This is a genomic window from Lysobacter sp. 05T417 (assembly GCF_056396405.1).
In genome coordinates this window covers 170,555-194,539 of record NZ_JBFTLK010000005.1, presented here as the reverse complement: position 1 = coordinate 194,539, position 23,985 = coordinate 170,555, and the positions used below count along the sequence as shown (strand labels likewise).

General features: G+C 69.0%; 19 protein-coding genes. 10 read left to right on the top strand and 9 right to left on the bottom strand.

The genetic code is table 11. From position 1 onward, the window contains the following. Positions 1–32: 32 nt before the first annotated feature. From AC1DER_RS10505 to AC1DER_RS10490, 4 genes are all read right to left on the bottom strand, one after another. Positions 33–3,305, bottom strand: coding sequence for an ankyrin repeat domain-containing protein (locus AC1DER_RS10505; RefSeq protein ID WP_477357991.1), 3,273 nt, complete (start codon positions 3,303–3,305; stop codon positions 33–35). Between the two features lie 52 nt (positions 3,306–3,357). Next, entirely contained in the window at positions 3,358–3,627 is a 270-nt protein-coding gene (locus AC1DER_RS10500; RefSeq protein ID WP_477248463.1) for a YcgL domain-containing protein, read from the bottom strand. A 141-nt stretch (positions 3,628–3,768) separates the two neighbouring features. Then, positions 3,769–4,782: a cytochrome d ubiquinol oxidase subunit II gene (cydB, locus tag AC1DER_RS10495; RefSeq protein ID WP_441815441.1), complete on the bottom strand. Its 1,014-nt coding sequence runs from the start codon at positions 4,780–4,782 to the stop codon at positions 3,769–3,771. Then, positions 4,782–6,230, bottom strand: coding sequence for a cytochrome ubiquinol oxidase subunit I (locus AC1DER_RS10490; RefSeq protein ID WP_477248461.1), 1,449 nt, complete (start codon positions 6,228–6,230; stop codon positions 4,782–4,784). The genes cydB and AC1DER_RS10490 overlap by 1 nt, the downstream gene beginning before the upstream one ends. 178 nt (positions 6,231–6,408) lie before the next feature. Between AC1DER_RS10490 and AC1DER_RS10485 the strand changes: the two genes are divergently transcribed. Beyond that, the gene (locus AC1DER_RS10485; RefSeq protein ID WP_477248459.1) at positions 6,409–8,793 is read left to right on the top strand and encodes a S9 family peptidase; all 2,385 of its coding nucleotides are present in this window, start codon (positions 6,409–6,411) and stop codon (positions 8,791–8,793) included. Between the two features lie 100 nt (positions 8,794–8,893). Here AC1DER_RS10485 and AC1DER_RS10480 read toward each other — a convergent pair whose 3' ends face one another. Then, positions 8,894–9,796, bottom strand: a complete 903-nt coding sequence (locus AC1DER_RS10480) for a DUF2950 domain-containing protein (RefSeq protein ID WP_477248457.1) — start codon at positions 9,794–9,796, stop codon at positions 8,894–8,896. Positions 9,797–9,809: 13 nt separating this feature from the next. Further along, complete coding sequence (locus AC1DER_RS10475) at positions 9,810–11,516, bottom strand: DUF3300 domain-containing protein (RefSeq protein ID WP_477357938.1); 1,707 nt, start codon at positions 11,514–11,516, stop codon at positions 9,810–9,812. Between the two features lie 151 nt (positions 11,517–11,667). Between AC1DER_RS10475 and hemF the strand changes: the two genes are divergently transcribed. Then, the gene (gene hemF / locus AC1DER_RS10470) at positions 11,668–12,594 is read left to right on the top strand and encodes an oxygen-dependent coproporphyrinogen oxidase (RefSeq protein ID WP_477248209.1); all 927 of its coding nucleotides are present in this window, start codon (positions 11,668–11,670) and stop codon (positions 12,592–12,594) included. 48 nt (positions 12,595–12,642) lie between these two features. Here the strand turns inward: hemF and AC1DER_RS10465 are convergent, their stop codons facing one another. After that, positions 12,643–13,131, bottom strand: coding sequence for a DUF421 domain-containing protein (locus tag AC1DER_RS10465; RefSeq protein ID WP_477248207.1), 489 nt, complete (start codon positions 13,129–13,131; stop codon positions 12,643–12,645). A gap of 518 nt (positions 13,132–13,649) precedes the next feature. Beyond that, positions 13,650–16,430 carry a DNA polymerase I gene (polA, locus tag AC1DER_RS10460; RefSeq protein WP_477248205.1) on the bottom strand — a complete coding sequence of 927 codons (2,781 nt, stop codon included), beginning with the start codon at positions 16,428–16,430 and terminating at the stop codon, positions 13,650–13,652. A 127-nt stretch (positions 16,431–16,557) separates the two neighbouring features. On the opposite strand from polA, the gene AC1DER_RS10455 reads away from it, so the two are divergent. The 7 genes from AC1DER_RS10455 to AC1DER_RS10425 all read left to right on the top strand — a co-directional run bounded on the left by AC1DER_RS10455 (position 16,558) and on the right by AC1DER_RS10425 (position 20,778). Beyond that, entirely contained in the window at positions 16,558–16,857 is a 300-nt protein-coding gene (locus AC1DER_RS10455) for a DUF2782 domain-containing protein (RefSeq protein WP_441815449.1), read from the top strand. 12 nt (positions 16,858–16,869) lie between these two features. Then, positions 16,870–17,328, top strand: coding sequence for a GNAT family N-acetyltransferase (locus tag AC1DER_RS10450; protein WP_477248203.1), 459 nt, complete (start codon positions 16,870–16,872; stop codon positions 17,326–17,328). A gap of 92 nt (positions 17,329–17,420) precedes the next feature. Continuing rightward, positions 17,421–17,963, top strand: coding sequence for a methylated-DNA--[protein]-cysteine S-methyltransferase (locus AC1DER_RS10445; RefSeq protein ID WP_477248200.1), 543 nt, complete (start codon positions 17,421–17,423; stop codon positions 17,961–17,963). After that, positions 17,960–18,700 carry a 2OG-Fe(II) oxygenase gene (locus AC1DER_RS10440; RefSeq protein ID WP_477248198.1) on the top strand — a complete coding sequence of 247 codons (741 nt, stop codon included), beginning with the start codon at positions 17,960–17,962 and terminating at the stop codon, positions 18,698–18,700. The genes AC1DER_RS10445 and AC1DER_RS10440 overlap by 4 nt, the downstream gene beginning before the upstream one ends. Positions 18,701–18,759: 59 nt before the next feature. After that, a complete protein-coding gene (locus tag AC1DER_RS10435) occupies positions 18,760–19,404 on the top strand; it encodes a MarR family winged helix-turn-helix transcriptional regulator (RefSeq protein ID WP_477248196.1) in 645 nt (214 codons plus the stop codon). Positions 19,405–19,743: 339 nt separating this feature from the next. Then, positions 19,744–20,460: an MOSC domain-containing protein gene (locus tag AC1DER_RS10430; RefSeq protein ID WP_477248194.1), complete on the top strand. Its 717-nt coding sequence runs from the start codon at positions 19,744–19,746 to the stop codon at positions 20,458–20,460. A 69-nt stretch (positions 20,461–20,529) separates the two neighbouring features. Then, on the top strand, positions 20,530–20,778 hold the full coding sequence (locus AC1DER_RS10425; protein WP_477248192.1) for a hypothetical protein: 249 nt from the start codon (positions 20,530–20,532) through the stop codon (positions 20,776–20,778). A gap of 19 nt (positions 20,779–20,797) precedes the next feature. On the opposite strand, the gene uvrD is transcribed toward AC1DER_RS10425, so the two are convergent. Continuing rightward, positions 20,798–22,978, bottom strand: coding sequence for a DNA helicase II (gene uvrD, locus AC1DER_RS10420; RefSeq protein WP_477248190.1), 2,181 nt, complete (start codon positions 22,976–22,978; stop codon positions 20,798–20,800). A 52-nt stretch (positions 22,979–23,030) separates the two neighbouring features. On the opposite strand from uvrD, the gene AC1DER_RS10415 reads away from it, so the two are divergent. Beyond that, on the top strand, positions 23,031–23,984 hold the full coding sequence (locus AC1DER_RS10415) for a M61 family metallopeptidase (protein WP_441815457.1): 954 nt from the start codon (positions 23,031–23,033) through the stop codon (positions 23,982–23,984). Position 23,985 lies beyond the last annotated feature (1 nt).

Here is a 23,985-nt window from a genome sequence, read left to right as displayed (position 1 = left end):
TTCGCCGGGATGACGTGAGCAATGCCGAGGCGTCAGCGCGGTTCGCGCAGGAAGCGCGCCATCGACACGTTCTGGCCTGAGGCCGGCGGCGCGAACTCCGCGGCGATGTCGATGAAACCGCGCATCACCGCGATCTCGCGCGGGGTGCGGTTGAGCGCGTCGCGCAGGTCCGGATCGGCGCCGGCGCGGATCAGGAACTGGACCACGCGCAGCAGGCCGTGCAGCGCCGCCAGGTGCAGCGGGCCGAAGCCACGCGGGTCCTTGGCGTCGAGCGCGGCCTCGTGGTCGATCAGCAGCTGCATGCCGGCGATCAGCACGTCCTCGTCGGCGCCCGTGCCGGGTTCGGCGCGCGCACCCAGCAACAGCAGCAGCGGCGTGGCGCCGGCCGCCGGATGATCGGCGTCGACGCCGGCCAGCAGCAGCGTGTCGAACAGCGCCACCAGGCGCGAACGTTCACGCGCATTGAAACCGTACATCGCCGCGCAGTGCAGCGCCTGGCGGCCTTGCGCATCGCAGGCCTGGACGTCGGCACCGGCGGCGAGCAGGCGCGCGGCCAGGTCGGTCAGTCCGAGTGCGCAGGCCACCATCAGCACGGTGAGGTCACCGGGCAACCGCTGTTCGAGCGGCGCGCCGGCAGCGATCAGTCGATCGACGATTTCTGCATGGCGCATGCTCACCGCCGCCGACAGCGGCGTCGCGCCGGAATTGGCCGTCGCCTTCGGGTCGGCGCCGCGCGCCAGCAGCAGGTCCACGACGGCACGATGGCCGCCACCGGACGCACGCAGCAGTGCCGTGCAGCCCTGCGCATCGACCGCGTCGACCGCCAGGCCCAGGTCGAGCAGGCGGCGCACTGCGTCGGCATCGCCCATGATCGCGGCCGCGGGCACGTCCTGCGCTTGCAGCGGACGCCGCGGCAACGGCCAGCCGCGCCAGTCGAGCCAGTCGGCAAGGTCGCGCCGGCCCGAAGCCAGGGCCACGCCCAACGGGGTCTGGCCGTCGGCGGCCACCAGGTCGGGAGCGGCGCCCTGCGCCACCAGGCGCTTGAGCATGCCGTCGCGACCCAGCGCGGCGGCCAAGTGCAGCGCGCTCATCCCATGGCTGTCGCGGGCATTGAGGTCGACGCCGATTGCGAGCAGGCGCTCGACCACGCGCGACCAGTCCAGCCGCACCGCCAACGCCAACGCCGGATCGCCGGCGGGCGATCGCGCGAACGGGTCGGCGCCGCGTTCGATCAGTTCCAGCGCCAGCGACTCCGCCGCTGCGCCGTCGGCGTCGCCGCCATGGCAGGCGGCGAGGAAGCGGGCGAAGCCACCGGCACCGGCCGGTGAAGCGCCGCGGCGCAGCAACGCCAGCAGCGACGGCAGGGCGTCGCCGCCGCGTGCCAGCAATGCCATCACCGGGGTATCGCCGGCCGCGTTGCGCGCTTCGGCATCGGCACCCTGCGCCAGCAGCCAGTCCACGCGCGTGGCGGAGACCGCCGATTCGTCGTCGTGCAGGAGCGCGCCGCGTTCGCTGGCGCTGAGCAGCTGCGCAAGTCCACCCAGCTCTCCGGCGCGGCCGTCGCGCAGGCCATCGCGCAGCAGCACGGTCGGCGCGCGATCGGGCAACGGCGCATCGTCCTCGCCTTCCTCGCTGAGCGCGGACGGCAGCGGATAGGCGCGGTCGAGCGCGGCCACGAGCGACCAGCGCCCGGCTTCGGCGGCGCGGTCGATCGCGCGCTTGCCGTCGGCGTCGCGTTGCTCGGCGTCCACGCCCAGATCAAGCAGGCGCTGCACCAGCGCCGGAGACGGCGACTCGGCCATGCACGCCAGCACCAGCGCGTTGCGGCCGCGGCTGTCGATGGCCCGGGCGGCGTCGGCGCCACCGCGCGGCAGTTGCGCGAGCAGGCGTTCGAGCAGATCGAGATGGCCGCCGCGTGCCGCTTCGAGCACCGGGCTGCGTCCTTCCAGGTCGCGCGAATCGGCGTCGGCGCCGGCGGCGAGCAACGCCGCGGCAATGTCGAGGTGGCCGGCGTACGCGGCTTCGTGCAAGGCGTTGCGGCCGCGGCGGTCACGCCCGTCCACGCGCGCCTTGTGCTTGAGCAGCAGGCCAACGCCGGCGACGTCGTCCTCGTCGCCACCGGCGGCGGCGAGCAGCACCGGCTGGCCACCGGCCGGCTCCGGGCGCGCACCGCGCTCGAGCAGGAACTTGGCCAGGCGCCAGTTGCCGCCGGCGCAGGCGACGCCGAGCGGCGACAGACCGTCGTGGTTGAGCGGATCCAGCTCGGCCGCGGCATCGCGCAGCAGCGCCGCCACGCCCGGGTCGGAACTGCGCGCGGCATGGTGAAGCGGGGTGTTGCCCTCGGCGTCGGTCAGGCGCGGATCGGCGCCATTGGCAAGCAGGGTCATGACCGCGTCCGGACGCCCGTGCCAGCTGTCGCGGGTGGCGGCCAGCAGCGGGTTCATGCCGGCGTGCGTGGCATTGAGGTCGATGCCGTTGGCGATCAGCGTGCGCAGCAGGCGCAGGTCGGGCAGCACCGCGGCGAGCACGGCCAGGCTGCGCTGGTCGCGCTCGTCGGCCGGCGGCGGCGCGGTGACGTCGGCGCCCAGTTCGATCAGTTCCAGCGCACGTTCAACGCGACCGCTGCGAGCCGCGGCGTACAGCGCCGGGGCCAGCGGTTCGCCGTCGACGAGGGCAACGGGTTCCTCGTCTTCTTCCTCGTCATCGTCGTAGGCGAATCCCGGCAGCGGATCGGCCGGCGCCACTTGCTGCAGGACGAGGTGCAGGCCCGGTGCGGCCAGTGCGAACACGACGGCGAGGATCCAGCGTGTACTGGCGCCGAGCAGTCCCGGCCAGGCCAGCATCAGCACCGCCGCGGCCAGCGCCAGCACGATCGCGGCAACGCCGAGGCCGCGCCAGGCGCTGAGTTCGAGTTCGCCCAGGGCCTGCCAGTGCTCGCGCAGCGGTCCGCCTTCGCGCTCCATGCCCAGCCACAGCGGCCACAGCCGCCACAATCCGAGCAGGGCCACACCGACGACCGCACTGAGGCCAAGCGCCGAAGTCAGCGACCCGGTCTGCAGCAGTGAAGACAGCGGCCAGGCGACGACCGCGGCCAGGACCGCGACTGCCGCCGCCCACAGCAGCGCCAGCACACCGGCCTCGCGCACTGCCTCGCTGCGTGTCGGCAGGCCGCCATCGCGCCAGCCGCGCACGGCCAGCGCCGCCAGCGGTTGCGCCACAACGCCAGCCAGCACGGCGACGATGCCGCCAAGGCCGGCGACCAGGCCCAGCGAGATCGCGCCGGCCAGCAGGCCGCCCAGCCGCATCGGCAGCGACGGCGAGGGTCGCGGCGGTGGTGAGGTTCGCAGCGGAATCTGCTCAGGCATCGGTGCCCCAGTCCTCCGTCATCGGATCGGCCTGGGTCGGCGGGAACTGCAGGTGGAAACCGCGCGCCGACAGATTCTCCCGGACCACGGCCACGTCGCCGCGCGCAAGCTTGCGTTCCGGCGTCAGCGCCAATTCCAGGACGAACTGCATCGCCCCCAGCTGCGAACGCAGCGGTTCGGGCAGGCGCGCGAAGTCGTCGCGCTTGGCGAGGTACACGTAGGTGTCGGCCTTGCGGAGGCTCTTGTAGACGTAGGCTTGCATCGGTCCGGACGAAAGCAGCGGCAAATACGGCCGCAACGTGATGTTGGACACAGCATACCTGTCGTTGTGGCGCACGCGCACAACGACAGGTTCAGGTTTTTCGCCTGCATCGGCCCGGTTCTGCGTAGCTGTCGGTAAGGCTCAGTGGTAGCCGGCGTCCGCCGCGACCTTGCCCCTGAACACGCTGTAGGACCAGTAGGTGTAGCCCAGGATGGCCGGCAGCAGGACGATCAGGCCGACCAGCACGAAGCCCTGCGAGGACGGCGGCGAGGCCGCATCCCAGATCGTCAGGGCCGGCGGCACGATGTTGGGCCAGATACCCAGGACCAGCCCGGCGAAGCCGAGCGCGAAGAAGCACAGGGTCAGCAGGAACGGCGCGGCATCGCGGCCCTCGCGCATCGCCGCCCGCCACAGGGCGAACGCATTGGCCAGGGCCAGCAGCGGAACTGGCGCCAGCCACCAGAAGTTCGGGCCGTCGAACCAGCGCGCCATGATCCGCGAGTCCAGGAACGGCAGCCAGGCGCTGACCAGCCCCATGAAGGCGACCACGACCAGCACCAGCGGGCGGGTCAGGCTGCGCGCGATCAGCTGCATGCGGCCCTCAGTCTTGAGGATGAGCCACGTCGAGCCCAACAGCGCGTAGCCGAACACCACGGCCACGCCGGTCAGCATCGAGAACGGGCTGAACCAGCCGAACACGCCGCCCAGGTACTTTCCGCCCTGCAGCGGCATGCCTTCGACCAGCGAGCCCAGGATCACGCCCTGGGCGAAGGCGGCCAGCATCGAGCCCAGCGAGAACGCCGCACCCCAGGCCGGCTTGCTGCGATGCGCCTTGAAGCGGAACTCGAAGGCGACGCCGCGGAAGACCAGGGCGATCAGCATCAGCAGCACCGGCAGGTACAAGGCCGACAGCACCACCGCGTAGGCCTTGGGGAACGCCGCCAGCAGACCGGCGCCGCCGAGCACCAGCCAGGTCTCGTTGCCGTCCCAGATCGGGGCGGCGGTGTTCATCATGTGGTCGAGCTGGTGCTCGTCTTCGGCGAACGGCGCCAGGATGCCCAGGCCGAGCACGAAGCCGTCGAGCACGACGTACATCAGTACGCCGAATCCGATCACGCCGAACCACACCACCGGCAGCACGGTCGCCATGTCCATCACGCGCCCTCCGGGCTGCTTTCAACTGTGCTGCCAGCAACCGTGCGGCCATCTACCGCGCTGTCGTCCACTGCTGCCGACAGCGGCCGCGCCGGCGTCTTGTCGCCGCCTTCGGTGTGCTGCGGCGGTTCGTGCGGCAGCGGGCCCTTCAGCACCTGCTTGCGCAGGTACCAGATGCCGGCGCCGAAGACGATGGCATACACCAGCGCATAGACGATCAGCGAGGTCATCACACTGGCCGCGGCGAGGATCGGGCTGACCGCGTCGGCGGTGCGCAACAGGCCGTAGATGACATAGGGCTGGCGACCGATCTCGACCACGTACCAGCCGGCGAGGATGCAGACGAAGCCGGAGAGCATCAGCGTCTTCCAGCCCAGCAGCACGATCCGCGACTGGTACAGGCGACCGCGCCAGAGCATCCACAGCGACGCCATCGCCAGCAGCAGCATCAGCGTGCCCAGTCCGACCATCACCCGGAATGCATAGAATACCGGTTTCACCGGCGGTCGCTCGCTGGCCGGCACCGACTTCAGCGGCTGCACCTCACCGTCAAGCGTGTGGGTCAGGATCACGCTGCCCAGCTTCGGGATCACCACCTCGTAGTCGTTGCGCTCGGCCTTTTCATTGGGCACGGCGAACAGCACCAGCGGCACGCCTTCGCCCTTGGGATAGTGATCCCAGTGGCCCTCCATCGCCGCTACCTTGATCGGCTGGTGTTCCAGCGCGACCAGGCCGTGCTGGTCGCCGACGATGACCTGCGTCGGCACCGTGATGGCCGCGAAGATCACCGCCGCCTTCAGCATCCGCTTGCCCGCCTCGACGTGCACGCCGCGCAGCAGGTACGACGCACCGACGCCACCGATCACGAAGCACGTGGTGATGAAGGCCGCCAGCACCATGTGCGCCAGGCGCAGCGGGAACGACGGGTTGAAGACGATCTGCCACCAGCTCGCCGGTTCGAACACGCCATCGACGATGGTGTAGCCGGCCGGCGTCTGCATCCAGCTGTTGGCGGAGATGATCCAGAACGTGGAGATCAGCGTGCCCAGCGCGACCATGCAGGTGGCGAGGAAATGCATGCGTTCGCTGACGCGTCCCCAGCCGAACAGCATCACGCCGAGGAAGGTCGCCTCCAGGAAGAACGCGGTCAGCACTTCATAGCTGAGCAGCGGCCCGAGGATGTTGCCGGCCTGCTCGCTGAGCGTGGCCCAGTTGGTGCCGAACTGGAAGCTCATGACGATGCCCGACACCACACCCATGCCGAACGACAGGGCGAAGATCCGGGTCCAGAAGAAATACAGATCGCGCCACGACGTGTCGCGGGTGCGCAGCCAGCGCCATTCGACGAAGGCCAGCCAGCTCGCCAGGCCGATGGTGAAGGCCGGGAACAGGATGTGGAACGAGATGACAAAGCCGAACTGGATGCGCGACAGCAACAGTGCGTCCACGGTGCAACTCCGTGACTTCTTGCACATGATTGTGCGCCGCGCATGTGGGGCTGTCACGTTCGCCCGGGTCACTTCAGTGTTTCCCATGACGCATGACCCGATCCGGCAAACCCGCGGACTGATACGCTTCGGCGGTTTGCTGCACACCCGCCTTGTCCATACGCCCGGTCCCGACCCAATGCGCCTTACGCCGCTTGCCACTGCCCTGACCCTGTCGACGCTGCTGTTTTCCAGCGCCCACGCACAGACGCCCCCCAGCCCGCTGACCCTGGCCCAGACCATGGCCGACCCGGACTGGATCGGGCCGCCGGTCGACCAGGCCTGGTGGTCATGGGATGGCCAGCGCGTGCAGTACCTGCTGCGCCGCGAAGGCGAGACGATCCGCGACACCTGGCAGCAGGGCATCGCCGGCGGTACCGCTGCCCGTCTCGACGGCGCCGCACGGACCGACCTCGATGCCGCCCAGCCGGTGCTCGACGCACAGCGCACGCGCATGGCGTTCGTGCGCAATGGCGACGTGTTCGTCCGCGACCTGCGCAATGGTGCGCTGACCCAGGTCACGCGCAGCAACGACGACGAGGCCACGCCGCAGTGGAGCAGCGACGGCAACCTGGTCTTCCGCAGCGGCAACGACTGGTATCAGTGGCGTGCCGGCCAGGGCACCGCGCAGGCGGCGGTCGTGAAAGCCGAGAAGGACCCGGCGGCCGCGCCGAAGGCAGACGACCTGCGCACGCGCCAGCTCGACATGATCGCCACGCTCAAGAACGACCGCGCCCAGAAGGAAGCTGCGCGCCTGCAGAACGAGCAGTGGCGCCAGGCCGACCCGACCCGCGCCGCCGCGCCGACCTACCTCGGCGATGACGTCAAGATCGTCGACAGCGCACTGTCGCCGGACGCGAAGTGGCTGCTGGTCGTCACCTCGGCCAAGGACGCCGACGACGGCAAGGCCGGCAAGATGCCCAAGTACGTGACCGAATCGGGTTACGAGGAATTCGAGGACGTGCGTGTCCGCGTCGGCCGCAACGCGCCGGTGGCGCACAAGCTGTGGCTGGTCGATGTCAACGCATCGAAGGCGACCGAGCTGAAGTTCGACACCCTGCCCGGCATCCAGGACGACCCGCTGGCGGCGATGCGCAAGGCCGCCAAGCAGGACCCGCTCAAGGGCAATCGCGCGGTCCGCATCGAGACCGATGGCGACGGCACCGGCCCGGCGATCCACTGGAGCAGCGACGGCCGCCAGGCCGCGGTGCTGATCCGCGCGGTCGACAACAAGGACCGCTGGATCGCCACGATCGCACCGGCAGGCGGCGATGCGAAGCTCGCGCTGCGCGACCGCCTCACCGACCCGGCCTGGATCAACTGGGGCTTCAACGACTTCGGCTGGACCAACGATGGTGCGCTGTGGTTCCTGTCCGAGCGCAGCGGTTACTCGCACCTGTACGTCAACGACGGCGGCGGCAAGTCGCGCGCCCTGACCTCGGGCAAGTGGGAAGTGTCGGCGCCGCAGCTGTCCAACGACGGCCGCAGCTTCTACTTCGTCTGCAACCGCAAGTGGCCGGGCGACTATGAAGTCTGCGCGGTCGATCGCAACGGCGGCGACGTGCGCGAAGTGACCTCGCTCGACGGCGTCGAGGACTTCTCGCTGTCGCCGGACGGCTCCAAGGTGCTGGTGCGCCATTCCGAAAGCTACATGCCGCCGCAGCTGGCGGTGGTCAACACCAGCGGCAACGGCCTGGTGCAGCTGACCGACACGCGCAAGCCGGAGTTCAAGGCGCGCGAATGGATCAAGCCCGAGTACGTGCAGGTGCCCAGCAAGCACGGCGCCGGCGTGGTCTGGGGCAAGTACTACGGCCCGAAGAATCCGGACCCCTCGCGCAAGTATCCGATCGTGATGTTCGTGCACGGCGCCGGCTACCTGCAGAACGTGTCGGATCGCTACCCGAACTACTTCCGTGAGCAGATGTTCCACAACCTGCTGGTGCAGCAGGGTTACATCGTGCTCGACCTGGACTATCGCGCCAGCGAAGGCTACGGACGCGACTGGCGCACGGCGATCTACCGCCAGATGGGCCATCCGGAGCTCGAGGATTACCTGGACGGCCTGGACTGGCTGGTCGCCAACAAGGGCGGCGACAAGGACCATGCCGGCATCTACGGCGGCAGCTACGGCGGCTTCATGACGTTCATGGCGCTGTTCCGCTCGCCGGGCACGTTCAAGGCCGGCGCGGCGCTGCGCCCGGTCGCCGACTGGTCGCAGTACAACCACGAGTACACCAGCAACATCCTCAACACGCCCGAGCTTGATCCGCAGGCGTACAAGGTGTCGTCACCGATCGAGTTCGCCGGCGGCCTGCAGGACAACCTGCTGATCGCGCACGGCATGATCGACGACAACGTGTTCTTCAAGGACTCGGTGATGCTCAGCCAGAAGCTGATCGAGCTGCGCAAGGACAAGTGGGAGATCGCACCGTACCCGATGGAGCGTCACACCTTCACGCACCCGGACAGCTGGTACGACGAGTACCGCCGGATCTATGAGTTGTTTGAGCGGACGCTGAAGTAATCCGACTTTCCCCCTCTCCCGCTGGCGGGAGAGGCGCGGGACGAGGGGCCTGCCTCATCCGCCCGCAGGCACCTTCTCCCGCCAGCGGGAGAAGGGCTGCTCATTTCGACGCAGCCGCCGCGACGTCCGGCTTCACTTCCTTCCAGCTGCTGTCCGGATCGAACTTCGTCATCGCCTTGGCGAGATTCTCGCTGTCAGGGCCGAGGTCCTTCTCGAACACATCGCCTTCGTGGCTGATCATGAAGGTCATCACGCCGGTATCGCCGTACTTCGACGGCCAGCCGACCAGGGCGAAACCGCGGCTCATGTTCTTGCCCAGCAGGTAACTGTAGGCGCCGCCCGGCGCCGACGGCCCCTGCGCGGCCAGGATCTTGAAGTGGTAGCCATGCCAGTCGCTGCCAGGCTCGGCGTCGGCGAACAACGGCCCCAGCGGGCTGACCTGGCCGCTGTCGTCGTCGGCCCAGTACAGGCCATCGTGCAGGCCATCGGTGCTGAGCACTTTCTGCGCGTACTCGAGGACGCCGTCGCCGTCGCGATCCACCAGCGCGTATTCCGTCTGCGCGTCGTGGTAGGCCAGTTCCGATTCGATCGTGTCGTCCTCGTTGCGGCCGATGCGGCGCACGCGGATCTCCTCGGTCGCGGCATGGGTGTCGAATGCCCAGCCGCCCTTGCCCTTGGCCAGCGGGATCGGCAGCGTCCATGCGTCCTTGCCCACGGCCAGATGCGCGCGACCGTCCTTGCCGGTCTGGATGACGTGCTTTTCGCGATAGCCCTTGAGGAACGCCTCGACATCGCTGCGGTCGACGCCGGCGATCGGGATGTATTCGCGCCAGTCGTTCCCCAGCAGCGCCGCGAGTTTCTGCTCGTCGGCGCGCTGCGTGCCGAGCGCGGCGACGAATGCCTCGGCAGCCGCGTCGGGCGTGGGGTAGGCCTGTTGCGCCCATGCCGGCACGGCCAGCAGTGCCAGCATCGCTACAGGAAGCATGCGCAGGACGGATTTCATGGATGAGTCCCCCTCAGCGACCACGACCGCCGCCACCCTGGCGTTGCGGCGGATGGGATTGACGTGACACCTGATGACCACCACCACCGCCGCCACCTCCGCCGCGATGCTGCTGCGAGCGCTGGGCCGAAGCATGGCTGGCACCGCCGCGATTGGCCTGCGCGCGCGACTGCTGCGGATTGTGCGCGCCGGCGAAAGCGTTGTTGCTGGGCGACTGCCGCGACGCGTGCTGCGTGCGCGCCTGCTGCCGGGCCTGGTTGTTGCCCTGCGTCTGCCGGTGCTGCTGCTGTTGCGGGCGCTGTTGCTGGCGATTCTGCGCGGTCTGCTGGGCGCGCTGGCGATCGGCCTGGGTGCGGTTGCCGGTGCCGCCGCCGGCGGCGGTGCGGGCGCGGTCACGATCGGCGTTGTGCGAGCGGTCGCGCGAGGCAAGGTCCTGCGCGGCATTGGGGCGGTTGCCCCCGAGGTCGGTCGGCTTGGAACGGTCGCGCGCCGCATGCTGCTGCGCGGCGGACTGGGCGCGCTCGCGTTGCGCATCGCGCGTCTGCGCACCGCCGCCCTGCACGCGGTCGCGCGCCTGCGGATTGTTGCGCAGGTCGCGATTGGCCGCCTGTGCGCGATCGCGCGCTTCGCGGTTGCTCGCGGCAGGCGAGTCGATCCCGCGATTCTCCATCGAACTGCGGGCGCGGTTGCGGGCGTCGGCGCGGGCCGGGTCGTCGCCGCGGAACTGGTTGCGGTTCTGCGCGCCATCCATCTGCCGGCCGTAGCGCTCGCGGCTGGCGTTGTCGCGGTACGGCACGCCATCGCGGTTGAGCGAGTTGTGCTGCCAGTTGCTGTTGTTGATGGTGCGGTTGGTATTGATGTTGTTGTAGCGGTTGACGTTGATGTCGACGTCGTTGCTGCCCCAGTTGCAGTCGCCCCACAACGCATTGGTGACGGCGATACCGGTGCCGAAGGCGAGACCGGCCATCAGTGCGCTGCCGGCGTAGTAGCCCGGCGATGGCGGGTAGTACGCGGGCGGATAGGACGGATACGCCCAGTTGCCATAGACCTGGGTCGGGTTGTACGACGGCACGTAGACGACTTCGGGGTCGCTCGGCTCGATGATGATCGTCTGCTCGGCCGGCGGCGGTGCTTCCTGGATGACCGTGGTGCCACCGTCGGATGGCGCTGCGGCGGGCGCGGGCGCGGCTGCCGGCGCGGCCTGCACGGTGACGTTCTGGTACTGGTTGGACGAGAGGTTGCCGGCGGCCTGGGCCTGGCGGCGGAGCCGCTGCACGGCATCCATCACGGCATCGGGCTGGGCCAGGAACGCGTCGCCCAGGCGCTGCACCCAGGCCGGATCCTGGCCAAGCGTGTCGAGCGCCTGCGGGAAGGCCACCAGCGCCTGCACGCTTGGATCCCACGGCTGCGAGGCGACCTGCTTGACCGCGTCATCGCCTTTGGCGTTCGGATTCGCCTTCGACCACGCCGCGGCATCGGCGACGTTGCCCGGATAGGTCGCCGCCATCAGCACCTGCGCCAGCAGCGGATCGGGATAGAGCGCGATCGGCGCGACCATCTGGTCGAGCTCTTCCTTGCTGAACGACGTGGAGGCCGCAGGCGCCGCAGCGGGTGTGGCGGCGGGCGCGGCAGCCGGCGCGACCGGAGCGGGTGCCGGCGCTGTGGCAGCCGGCGCGGGCGTCTTGTCGCCGGAGCATGCCGCCAGCGACAACAGGACCATGAGAAGGCCAATTCGACGATGGTTGCGCACGGACGACTCCCAACGCTGTGGCGTTTGAATCCTGCTGCCGCCCGGCCATGACGGCTCCGGTGCGGCCCCTGGTTCAGGCGGCGGCTATCATGCGCACCACCCCTGCAAGTTTCTTGTGAACATGACCGAGCCCTCCCCCGGCTTCGACGCCGTCCGCGATTACCTCACCGGCCTGCAGGACCGCATCTGCGCATCCATCGAAGCCGTGGACGGCAGCGCGCGCTTCAGCGAAGACCTGTGGCAGCGCGCGGAGGGCGGCGGCGGACGCACCCGCATCCTTCGCGACGGTGGCGTCTTCGAGCAGGCGGGGATCGGCTTCTCCGATGTCTCCGGCACCAGGCTGCCGCCCTCTGCCACGGCCGCCCGGCCGGAGCTGGCCGGCGCGTCGTGGCGCGCGGTCGGCGTATCGCTGGTGTTCCACCCGCGCAACCCGTACCTGCCCACCACCCACGCCAACGTCCGCCACTTCCGCGCGATCCGCGACGGCGAAACCGTGGCGTGGTGGTTCGGCGGCGGCTTCGACCTGACCCCGTTCTATCCGTTCGATGCCGACGTACTGCACTGGCACCGCGTCGCGCGCGACCTGTGCGAGCCGTTCGGCGGCCAGCAGCGTTACGACAAGCACAAGCACTGGTGCGACGAGTACTTCTTCCTCAAGCACCGCAACGAGACGCGCGGTGTCGGCGGGCTGTTCTTCGACGACCTGCACGAAGACGCCGATCAGGACTTCGCCTACATGCGCGCGGTCGGCGACGGTTTCCTCGACGCCTACCTGCCGATCGTCGAGCGTCGTCGCGACACCCCGCATGGCGATCGCGAGCGGCAATTCCAGCTGTACCGTCGCGGACGCTATGTCGAGTTCAACCTGGTGTTCGACCGCGGCACGCTGTTCGGATTGCAGTCCGGCGGCCGCACCGAATCGATCCTGATGAGCCTGCCGCCGCTGGTGCGCTGGGAGTACGGGTTCACCCCCGAGGACGGCAGCGCCGAAGGGCGCCTGGCCGACTACCTGCGACCGCGCGACTGGTTGAAGGAACTCGTTCGCTGATCAGCGCGGCGATTGCCGCGCCGCGCTCCTGGACAGGGCGCAGCCCGATCAATCGTCGCTGCCGTCGTCCTTCTGGTCGTTCGTCATGATCGTGATGTGGCCGTCGGTTTCCAGCAGCGCCAGCCGCACCCGTCCGATGTCGCTGCAACCGGACTCGCGCATGGCCTTGGCGAGGTCGTCGCGATTGACGAGTTCGCGTTTGAGCACGTCGCGATAGACGTGCCCGTTGCGCACCAGCACCACCGGCGCGCCTTCCAGCAGGTGCTCGGCGACCTTGCTGCGCGAGGTGATATAGCCCACGAGCCAGTTGAGCACGATGAGCGTGGCCGCCAGCAACAGCCCACCGGTCATCGAGGTGTCCTTGCCGAGCAGTGCGTTCTGCACTGCATTGCCGAGCAGCACGATCAGCAGCATGTCGAATGCGGTGAACTGCCCCATCGTGCGCTTGCCTGACATGCGGATCATCGCCAGCAGCACGACGTAGACCACGACCGCGCGGAAGACGAACTCCCACCACGGCATCGACATCTCGAACATGCGGCGCTCCAGCGTGAGGGTCGCGGCGATTGTGCACCACTGGCCTCGCGTCCTACCGGCGAATGCCGGGGCACACGTTGACGGTGTCGGGCGCTGGGGATCGGAAGCATATAGCGGGGCCCAAGGCTTGCAACGCAAACTTTGGGTTTTTATTGCCTGGGCAAAAAGCGCAGACAATAAAAAGCCCCGCAGGCAGGGGGGGCCGGCGGGGCTGGTGGAGCGGGACCTGGGGAGGGGTCTTCGCTCCGGGGGATCACTCCAGGGGAGGGAGAGATCTACGACAGGCGTTGCACCTGTCGCGACCTATATGACCATTCCGTACATGGATGGTTCGTGAAGATCCGGGTTAACAATTTGTTGGATTCAGGACAGATTCATTCTGAGAAAACGCTTACCCCTGCGTTTTTCCCGTTCAGCGAAACACTGAATGCGCTGGCACGAAACTCGCCGACGGCCCGACCCCGCCGAGGCGATCTCCCGGCCTGGCCGTCCGTCGGCTGGCGGCGTCCTCTGACGGCTCAGTGGGCCTCGTCCCAGTTCGCCCCGATCCCGCTGTCTACCACCAGCGGGACCCTGAGCTGGGCCGCCCCGGACATCCTGGATCCGACTTCGGCCAGGAGCGTATCGACAAAGCCTTCCTCGACCTCGAACACCAGTTCGTCGTGGACCTGCAGGACCATCAGCGCGCGTTCGCCCTGCCCGGCCAGCCAGGCATCGATGGTGATCATCGCCCGCTTGATGATGTCGGCGGCCGTTCCCTGCATCGGTGCGTTGATCGCGGCACGCTCGGCACCCGCGCGCAGGCCCTGGTTGCGGGCCTGGATGTTCTCCAGGTACAGGCGCCGGCCGAACACGGTTTCGACATAGCCCTGCTCGCGCGCCTGCTGGCGCGTGCGCTCCATGAAATCGCGCACGCCCGGGTAGCGGCTGAAGTACAGCGCGATGTAGTCCTGCGCCTCGCCGCGGGAAATGCTCAGCTGGCGCGCGAGACCAAACGCGCCCATGCCGTACATCAGGCCGAAGTTGATGGCCTTGGCCGCGCGGCGTTCGTTGCCGCTGACGTCTTCCATCGCCTTGCCGAATACCTCGGCGGCGGTGGCGCGGTGGATGTCGGCTCCCGACTCGAACGCGCGCAGCAGGCCGGCGTCTTCCGACAGGTGGGCCATGATCCGCAGCTCGATCTGCGAGTAGTCGCAGGCGACGATGCGCCGACCCGGCGGGGCGACAAAGGCCTGGCGGATGCGGCGACCGTCGTCGGTGCGGATCGGGATGTTCTGCAGGTTCGGATCGCTCGACGCCAGCCGACCGGTGGCAGCGCCGGCCTGGTGATAGCTGGTGTGGACGCGGCCGGTGTCGCGGTTGACCATCTCCGGCAGCTTGTCGGTGTAGGTGCTGCGCAGCTTGGCCAGGCCGCGGTATTCGAGGATCACGCGCGGCAGTTCGTGTTGCTCGGCGATCGCTTCGAGCGCTTCCTCGTTCGTCGATGGCGCTCCCGACGGCGTCTTCACCAGCGCCGGCAGCTTGAGTTCGTCGAACAGCAACTGCCCCAGCTGCTTGGGCGAATCCAGGTTGAAGCTGCGCCCGGCCATCTCGGTCGCCTTCTGCTGCGCGGCGAGCATGCGCCGGCCGAGATCGGCCGACTGCCGGCGCAGTTCGTCGCCGTCGATCATCACGCCGTTGGCTTCGATGCGCGCCAGCACCGGCACCAGCGGCATCTCGATGTCGCGGTAGACGCGTTCCAGGCCCGCTTCGGCGAGCAGCTTGGGCGCCAGCGCGCGATGCAGGCGCAGGGTCACGTCGGCGTCTTCGGCGGCGTAGCGCGTGGCGTCGTCGAGGGCGACCTGCGAGAACGAGATCGCCTTGGCGCCCTTGCCCGCGACCTGCTCGTACTTGATGGTGTCGTAACCGAGGTAGCGCCTGGCCAGCGAATCCATGTCGTGACGGGTCGCGGTGGCGTTGTAGACGAAGCTTTCGAGCATGGTGTCGTCGGCGTAGCCGGCCACCTCGATGCCGTTGCGGCGCAGGACGTGCAGGTCGTACTTGCCGTGCTGGCCGAGCTTCTTCTTGTTGGCGTCGGCGAACAGCGGCGCCAGTGCGGCCAGGGTCTCGGTGCGGTCGAGCTGCGCCGGTACGCCCGGGTAATCGTGCGCCAGCGGCAGGTAGGCGGCCCGGCCCGTTTCCACGGCGAAACTCAGGCCGACCAGGCGCGCCTGCATCGGGTCGAGCGAATCGGTCTCGGTGTCGAACGCGAATTCGTCGGCCTCGCGCAGGCGGTTGATCCAGGCGTCGAGCTGGTCCTGGGTGAGGATGGTTTCGTACTCGCCGGGTGCAGCCAGTTCCGGAGGCGGAGCTTCGCCCGCAGCCGATGCGGAACGGGCATAGCCGGCCGCGGTATTGCGCACGCCCGCGCCGCCGCCGCGACTGTCGTCACCCGCACCGCCGCCACCTTCGAGTTCCTTCAGCGCCTGCTTGAAGCCGTAGCGCGCGTACATCACCCGAAGATCGTCGTTGTGCGGCGCGCGCAGGGCCAGTTCGGTCGGCGCGCGCTCGAGCTCCAGGTCGGTGCGGATCGTCGTCAGCGTCCGGTTCAGCGGCAGGCGCGGCAGTGCCGCACGCAGGTTCTCGCCGATCTTGCCCTTGATCTGGTCGGCGTTGGCGATCACCGCCTCGAGCGTGCCGTATTCGCCGAGCCACTTGGCTGCGGTCTTCGGGCCGCACTTGTCGACGCCGGGAATGTTGTCGACGGTGTCGCCCATCAACGACAGCAGATCGATGATCTGGTCCGGGCGCACGCCGAACTTGTCGATCACGGTGGCATCCGAATCCAGGCGGCTGCCGCTCATGGTGTTGACCAGGGCTATGCCTGGCCGCACCAGCTGGGCGAAGTCCTTGTCGCCGGTGGAGATGGTGACGTCGATGCCCTGCTCGGCGGCGCGCAGCGCCAGGGTGCCGATCACGTCGTCGGCCTCGACCCCCGGGATGCGCAGGATGGTGATGCCCAGCGCCTCGACGATGTCGCACATCGGCTGCACCTGCGCGCGCAGGTCGTCGGGCATCGGCGGCCGGTTGGCCTTGTAATCCGGATAGAGCTCGTCGCGGAATGTCGGCCCCGGCGCATCGACGACGAAGGCGACGTAGCTCGGCTGTTCCTTGAGCGTCGCGCGCAGCATGTTGACCACGCCGAACAGCGCGCCGGTCGGCTCGCCGGCGTCGTTGGTCAGCGGCGGCAGCGCATGGAAGGCGCGGTACAGATAGCTGGAGCCATCGATCAGGACGAGGCGGGGGGTCGGCTGGTTCATGGGCCGATTCTACGGGGTCGTTTGCGGGGTCGCTCGCGGAGCGGCATGTCGACGCGGCGTCACCGCCGTGGTGGGTACGAGCGCGTATGCTGTCGCCCTGCGACCCCCACCGGATCTGGAGACCGCCATGCGCAACCGCCTGCTCGCCTTCCTGTTGCTGCCGCTCACCTTGACGGCGTGCGCGACCATGGGCGCGGGAGACGATCCGACCGCCGGCCTGCAGGGCGCGGAAGTACGTACGCGGACGGTCGAAGGCGGTGACGTGCTGGAGGAATACCGCGTCGCCGGCCAGCTTCGGGTCGTGAAGATCACCCCGGCCCGGGGCCCTGTCTACTACCTGGTGGACAACAACGGCGACGGCATCCTCGACAGCAGCAAGGGCGAGGGTCCGATCTCGCCGGTGCAGTACAAGCTCTTCAGCTGGTAACCCAAGCGCACGATGACGACATTGCAAGACCGCGGACACGACATCCGCACGCTCACCGCCGAAACCGACCTGCGCGCGATCTGGCCGCTGGTCTCGCAGTTGCGGCCGGAGTTCGACGAGGACCGTTTCGTTGCCCAGATGCTGCGGCAGATCGACGAAGGCTGCCGCGCGACGGTGCTGTTCGACGATGGCGGCACGCCACGGTCGTTCGCCTGCTGGCGGGTGATGGAGATGCTCGCGGTAGGCAAGCATGTCTACGTCGATGACCTGGTGGTGGACGGCACCGTGCGCAGCCGCGGTTACGGCAAGGCCATGCTCGACTGGCTCAAGGTCGAGGCACGTCGCCTGGGCTGCGCGCGCCTGCAGCTCGATTCGGGCACGCACCGCCAGGATGCGCATGCTTTCTACCTGCGCGAGGGGCTGCGCATCGAGGCGTTCCATTTCGGGACCGTGCTGAAGGGGCCGTGCTGAAGGGGCTGCGTTGAAGTAGTTGCAAGAACCGGATATCGGGCGGTCCGTCTGCCGCCTAGAGTCATTCGCGTCCCCCGCCTGCGAGGCACGCGATGAACACTTCCACGCTCCACAATGACGCCGCCAGCGAGACGCTCCGCTTCGCCGTGGCGCCGTGCACACTCGGCTATGTCCTGGTTGCAGTCGCCTCCGGCGAGGTCCGCGGACTGCGCGCCATCCTGCTTGGCGACGATGCCGACGAAGTCGCGCGCCAATTGCAGCAGCGCTGGCCACGGGCGCATCTGCTGACCGACGCCGACGGCCTGTCCCGCCATGTGCGGGCCGTTGGCGCGCTGATCGAAACACCGCGGCGCGGGCTGGACATGGCGCTGGATATCGCCGGCAGTCCGTTTCAGCAGCGCGTCTGGGCTGCGTTGCGCACGATCCCGGCCGGAGCCACGGCGAGCTACAGCGACGTCGCCGCGCGCATCGGCGCGCCCGCGTCGGTCCGCGCCGTTGCCGCCGCCTGTGCCGCCAACACGCTGGCCGTGGCCATTCCCTGCCACCGTGTTGTCCGTCGCGATGGCGCGTTGTCGGGCTATCGCTGGGGCGTTGCCCGCAAGCGCGCCCTGCTGGAACGCGAGGCCTGGGCATGAGCGCGATCCTGCGACCACACTGGAAGACCCAGGGCCTGATGCAGCGGATCGACTGGATCGACTGGCCGGGCGTGTCGTCACGGCTCGACGCCCGCGGTTGCGTGCGCATACCGGCGCTGCTGGAGCCGGCCGACTGCGATGCAATCGCAGGCCTGTACGACCGGCCCGACGGCTTCCGCAGCACCGTGAACATGGCCCGCCATGGTTTCGGGCGGGGCGAGTATCGCTACTTCGCGTATCCGCTCCCGGCCACGGTCGCGGCCCTGCGCACGGCGATCTACCCGCGGCTGGCCACCATCGCCAACCGCTGGAATGAGGCGATGAACATCGACGTGCGATTCCCCGACGAGCACGACCGGTTCATCGCGCGTTGCCGCGATGCGGATCAGAGCCGGCCGACGCCGTTGTTGTTGCGCTATGACAGTGACGACTACAACTGCCTGCACCAGGACGTCTATGGCGAACATCTGTTCCCGCTGCAGCTGGTGGTGTTGCTTTCCCGGCCCGGACACGACTTCGATGGCGGCGAACTGGTCCTGACGGAGCAGCGTCCGCGCATGCAGTCGCGTGCCGAGGTGGTGCCATTGCAGCAGGGCGATGCCGCGGTGTTCGCCGTGCGCGAGCGGCCTGTACGGGGAACGCGCGGTGTCTACCGGGTGCAGATGCGGCACGGGGTCAGCCGCATTCATTCGGGCCGGCGCCACGCACTGGGCGTGATCTTCCACGACGCGCGCTGAGCGGTCCTGCCCGACAACCGGCTTGCAACTAAAACTTAGGAGTCCTAAGTTATTGGTCAATGGACGTCGACCCGCAAAAGCTGCAGCAGGCCCGCATCGGCATCGAACGGCTGTCGGGGCTGTTGCGGGCGCAATCCTGGGCCGCGAACGACGCGCCCGCGCTGCACCCGGCGCAACGGTCGTTGCTGCTGGCCCTGGCTGGCCAGGCCAACGGCTTGCGCAGCGGCGATCTGGCGGCGCGCCTGGGCGTTTCCGCGCCAACGATCAGCGACTCGCTGCGCACGCTGGAGGGCAAGGGCCTGGTCCAGCGCAAACCCGACCCGCATGACGGCCGCGCCTGGCGCATGTCGCTCACCCGGGCCGGCAAGACCCTCGCACGGCGCCTGCAGGACCCCGCCGCCGGCCTGGGTCCGCTGCTGCAGGCCCTGCCGGAACGGGAACTCGGGCAGTTGCTTCGGGTGGTCCAGCTGATGATGCGCGAGGCCCAGCAACGTGGCCTGGCCAGCGGTCTGCGCACTTGCCTGGGCTGTGAATTCTTCCGCCCCTACGCCTCGACCGATCCGAAGCAACCGCATTTCTGCGCCTATGTCGGCGCGCCGTTCGGCGACGCCGCGTTGCGCGTGGACTGTGCCGAGCACAAACCCCAATCCGAGGAGGCGCTGGCCATTGCCGTGCAGCGCTTCCGGGATGCCGGCCCTTCATGAGCCGGCGAAAGTGGGCGGCGCCCGACGGACATCGGACGCCACCCGGCTACACGCAGTACCCACGTAGTAACCCCCTCCCCCGCGTCACAGCGAAATGAAGGAATATCAGTATGAAGCAGAAGGCCGTTTTCTATCACGCCGGTTGCCCGGTCTGCGTCGATGCCGAGCAGCAGCTTGCGCACGCACTCGATCCGGACCGTTTTGAAGTGGAGGTCGTCCATCTGGGCGAGTCGCCTTCGCGCATCGACGAGGCCGAGCTCGCCGGCGTGCGGTCAGTGCCGGCGCTGGGCGCGGCGCATCCGTGCGCCGCGCCGGCAACGACTCCACGAGACTTCCTCCATGCAGACCTCCCATTCCGCGAAGTCACTCCCGTGGCACATCGACGCCGTACTGCTCGGCCACGCACGGCCCTACACGCGTCCGGGCAGCGTCAGCGCGATCGACAAGCAACCGATCGACGAGCCGGTACGCATCGAAACGCTCGGGCTGGTGGGCGATGAGCAGGGCGATCCGCGCGTCCACGGCGGCCCGGACAAGGCCGTGCACCATTACCCGTTCGATCACTACCCGCGCTGGCGCGAGGACCTGGGCGACCTGGAGCGGCTGCGCTTCGCGGGTGCGTTCGGCGAGAACCTCAGCAGCCAGGGCCTGAACGAAGGCGAGGTCTGCCTGGGCGACCGGTTTCGCATCGGTACGGCCGTGCTCGAAGTGAGCCAGGGCAGGCAACCGTGCTGGAAGCTCAACGACCGGTTCGGCGTGGCCGACATGGCCAGGCGCGTGCAGGCCAGTGGTCGCACCGGCTGGTACTACCGCGTACTGCAGCCGGGCAGCGTGCGCGTGGGCGATACCATCGCGCTGGAGGCGCGGCCGTTCCCGCAGTGGAACCTGCGCCGGCTGGGGGCGCTGCTGTTCGAGCGCCGGCTCGATCCGGCCGAGCTGCGCCCCGCCCTCGACCTGCCGCTGGTGCCGTCCTGGCGAAAGCTGATCGAGACCCGCCTGCAACGCGGTGCGGTGGAGGACTGGGGCAAGCGCATCGAAGGGCCGCAGCCGGACTAAAGTCCGCGCCGGTCCGGCCGATACACCGAGCAGGCAATCCCATGCCACGCAGGCAGAACAGGATTCGGTGTGTCCGCACGAGAAAGACGAAAACCCGCCCCGCCGCTGGACGCAGATGCCCTTCGCGCCGGCCTGACCGACGCGCAGGCCAGGACGCTGGGAGCGCTGGAGCATTTCCAGTGGACGCTGCAGTTCGTGCGGCGACCGCTGTTCCAGGATCCGGTGCCGGTGCTGGTCGATCGCGACCGGCGCCGCTGCGTGGCGTTGCGCCCGGACGGCACCCTCGACGAAACACCGACCCTGCGCAGCGGCAGCTGAGCCACCGCTTCAGCCGACCTCAGGCCGGCTGCAGGTTCGCGTACGCCAGCACCAGCCACTTGCTGCCGGCGTCGTCGAAGTTGACCTGCACGCGTGCGTGCGCTCCGGCGCCCTCGTAGTCGGTGACCGTGCCGGTGCCGAAGCTGGGATGGCGCACCATCGCGCCAAGCTTGATCGGCGGCGCCTCGATCGCGGCATGGCCCATGTCGCGGCGCGGCTGCGAGTTGTACATCGGCCGTGACACCTGCACCTTCGGCCGCACTTCGTGCAGCAGCGCCGGCGGGATCTCGCGCAGGAAACGTGAGGGCACGCCATACATGTCGCTGCCGTGGATGCGGCGGGTCTCGGCGTAGCTGAGCACCAGCTTCTGCCGCGCACGGGTGATACCGACGTAGGCCAGGCGACGCTCTTCCTCGAGCCGCCCGGATTCCTCAGTCGAGCGCCCACTCGGGAACACGCCCTCTTCCATCCCGGCCAGGAACACCAGCGGGAACTCCAGGCCCTTGGCGCTGTGCAGCGTCATGAGCTGCACGCCTTCCTCGCCGGCCTGGGCCTGGCCTTCGCCGGCTTCGAGTGCGGCGTAGCTGAGGAAGGCGACCAGTTCCGGCATCGCCGCGGCGTCTTCCTCGTCGCTGCGGGTGAAGCGCGAGGCCACCGAGACCAGTTCGTCGAGGTTGTCGACGCGCGAGTCGAGCTGGCCGCGCGATTCGTTGAAGTAGTGATCGCGCAGGCCCGAACGGATCAGCACGTGGTCGATCTTCTCCGGCAGCGTCATCGGCTGCACCTCGGTGTCGAGGTCGTCGGTCAACGCGAGGAAGCCGGCAATGGCGTTGCGCGCACGCGCGGTGAGGCCGTTCTCGCTGACGGTGCGGCGTGCCGCCTCCCACAGCGCGACGCCATCGGTGCGCGCGCGCCGGCGCACTTCGTCGAGGGTGCGCTCACCGATGCCGCGCGTGGGCGTGTTGACCGCGCGTTCGAACGCGGCGTCGTCCAGGCGCGAGGCGATCAGGCGCAGGTACGCCAGGGTGTCCTTGATTTCGGCGCGCTCGAAGAAGCGCTGGCCGCCATAGACGCGGTACGGCACCTGCTCCGACAGCAGCGCCTCTTCGAAGGCGCGCGACTGCGCATTGCTGCGATACAGGACCGCGACCTCGCCGAAGCTGCCGCCGTCACGCACCCACTGGCGCAGGCGCTCGACCGCGAAGCGCGCCTCGTCCATCTCGTTGTAGGCGGCGTACAGGTCGATCGACTCGCCGGTGCCGCTGTCGGTCCACAGGTTCTTGCCGAGGCGGTCGGGGTTGTGGGCGATGACGGCGTTGGCCGCTTCGAGGATGTTGGCGCTGGAGCGGTAGTTCTGCTCCAGGCGGATCGTCTGCGTGCCGGGAAAGTCCTTGAGGAAACGCTGCATGTTCTCGACCTTGGCGCCGCGCCAGCCGTAGATCGACTGGTCGTCGTCGCCCACCACGAACACGTGGCCGCTGTCGCCGGCGAGCACGCGCACGAATGCGTACTGGATGGCATTGGTGTCCTGGAACTCGTCGACCAGGATCTCGCGGAAGCGGTGGCGGTAGTGCGCCAGCAACGCCGGGTTGTCGCGCAGCAGTTCGTGCGCGCGCAGCAGCAACTCGGCGAAGTCGACCAGGCCGGCGCGCTCGCAGCGCTCCTGGTAGGCGGCGTAGGACTTCAGCATCACGTCCGCCCACGGGTCGTTGCCCACGGGCTGGATGTTCTGCGGGCGCTTGCCCTCGTCCTTCTGGGCGTTGATCCACCACGCGATCTGGCGCGGCGGGAAGCGCGCCTCGTCGATCTCCAGGCCCTGCACGACGCGCTTGACCAGGCGCAGCTGGTCGTCGGAGTCGAGCACCTGGAAACCTTCGGGCAGCTTGGCTTCCTGCCAGTGCAGGCGCAGCAGCCGATGGGCGAGGCCGTGGAAGGTGCCGATCCACATGCCGCGGGCGCCGTTGCGCAGTTGCGCGTCGACGCGCGCGCGCATCTCGCCGGCGGCCTTGTTGGTGAACGTCACCGCCAGGATGCCGTGGGTGGGCACGCCGTGGACTTCGTTCAGCCAGGCGATGCGATGGGTAAGCACGCGGGTCTTGCCGGAGCCGGCGCCGGCGAGGACCAGATAGTGACCGGGCGGAGCGCTGACGGCCTCGCGCTGCGCAGGGTTCAGCGCGTCGAGCAGGTGGGAGACATCCATCCGGGTATTGTAGCGGGGCCGTCACCCCTCCCCCCGCCCGGAGCGTCGCGCCGTGCACTCCAAGCTGCTGTTATTGCTTGCCCTGCTGGTGGCGACCCCGGCGACAGCCGACGACAGCGGTGCGGTCGTCGGCGAACCTGCCCCGAGCACGCGCGTCCTGCAGGCCGACGGCAATTCGCTGCACGTGGAGGTGCTCGACACCGCCGACCCGGCCCGGGTCGACGAACTGCAGCGCTGGCTGGCCGAGGCCGCCGCGGCGACCCTGACCGCATTCGGCCGCTACCCGCTGGACGATGCGACCGTGCGCATCACCCAGATCGACAGCGACGATGAGAGCCCCGTGCCCTGGGGCCAGACCCAGCGCGGCGAAGGCGATGTGGCGGTGCTGCTGTTCGTCCGCCGCGACGCCCACCTGGCCGAGTTGCGGGACGACTGGACCGCGGTGCACGAGCTCTCGCACCTGTTCCACCCCTACCTTGGCCGCGAGGGCCGCTGGCTGGCCGAAGGCCTGGCCAGCTACTACCAGAACGTCCTGCGTGCACGGGCCGGGCTGCTCTCGCCCGAAGCGGCATGGCAGGAGCTGGACGCAGGCTTCGGCCGTGGCCAGCGCGAGCACAGCGGCATGCCGCTGGACGGCCTCGGCCGGCGCGGCACGATGCGCGTGTACTGGGCCGGCGCGGCCTTCTGGCTGGAGGCGGACCTGGCGCTGCGACGCGAGCATCGCAGCAGCCTCGACGCGGTGCTCTCGAAGTATTCGCGCTGCTGCCTGCACGGCACCGGTGAAGTCGCACCGGAGGCATTCATGGCGAAGCTCGACGAACTTGCAGGCGCGGCCGTATTCCTGCCGGCGTACCGCCGTTATGCGCAGTCGCGCGAGTTTCCGTCGCTGGATGCGGCCTATGCGGCGCTGGGGATCGAGCGCGGCACGGACGGACTGGTGTATTCCGACCGCGCCGACGCACGGAAACTGCGTGCGGCGATCATGCGCCCGCACGCCAAGCCGTAAC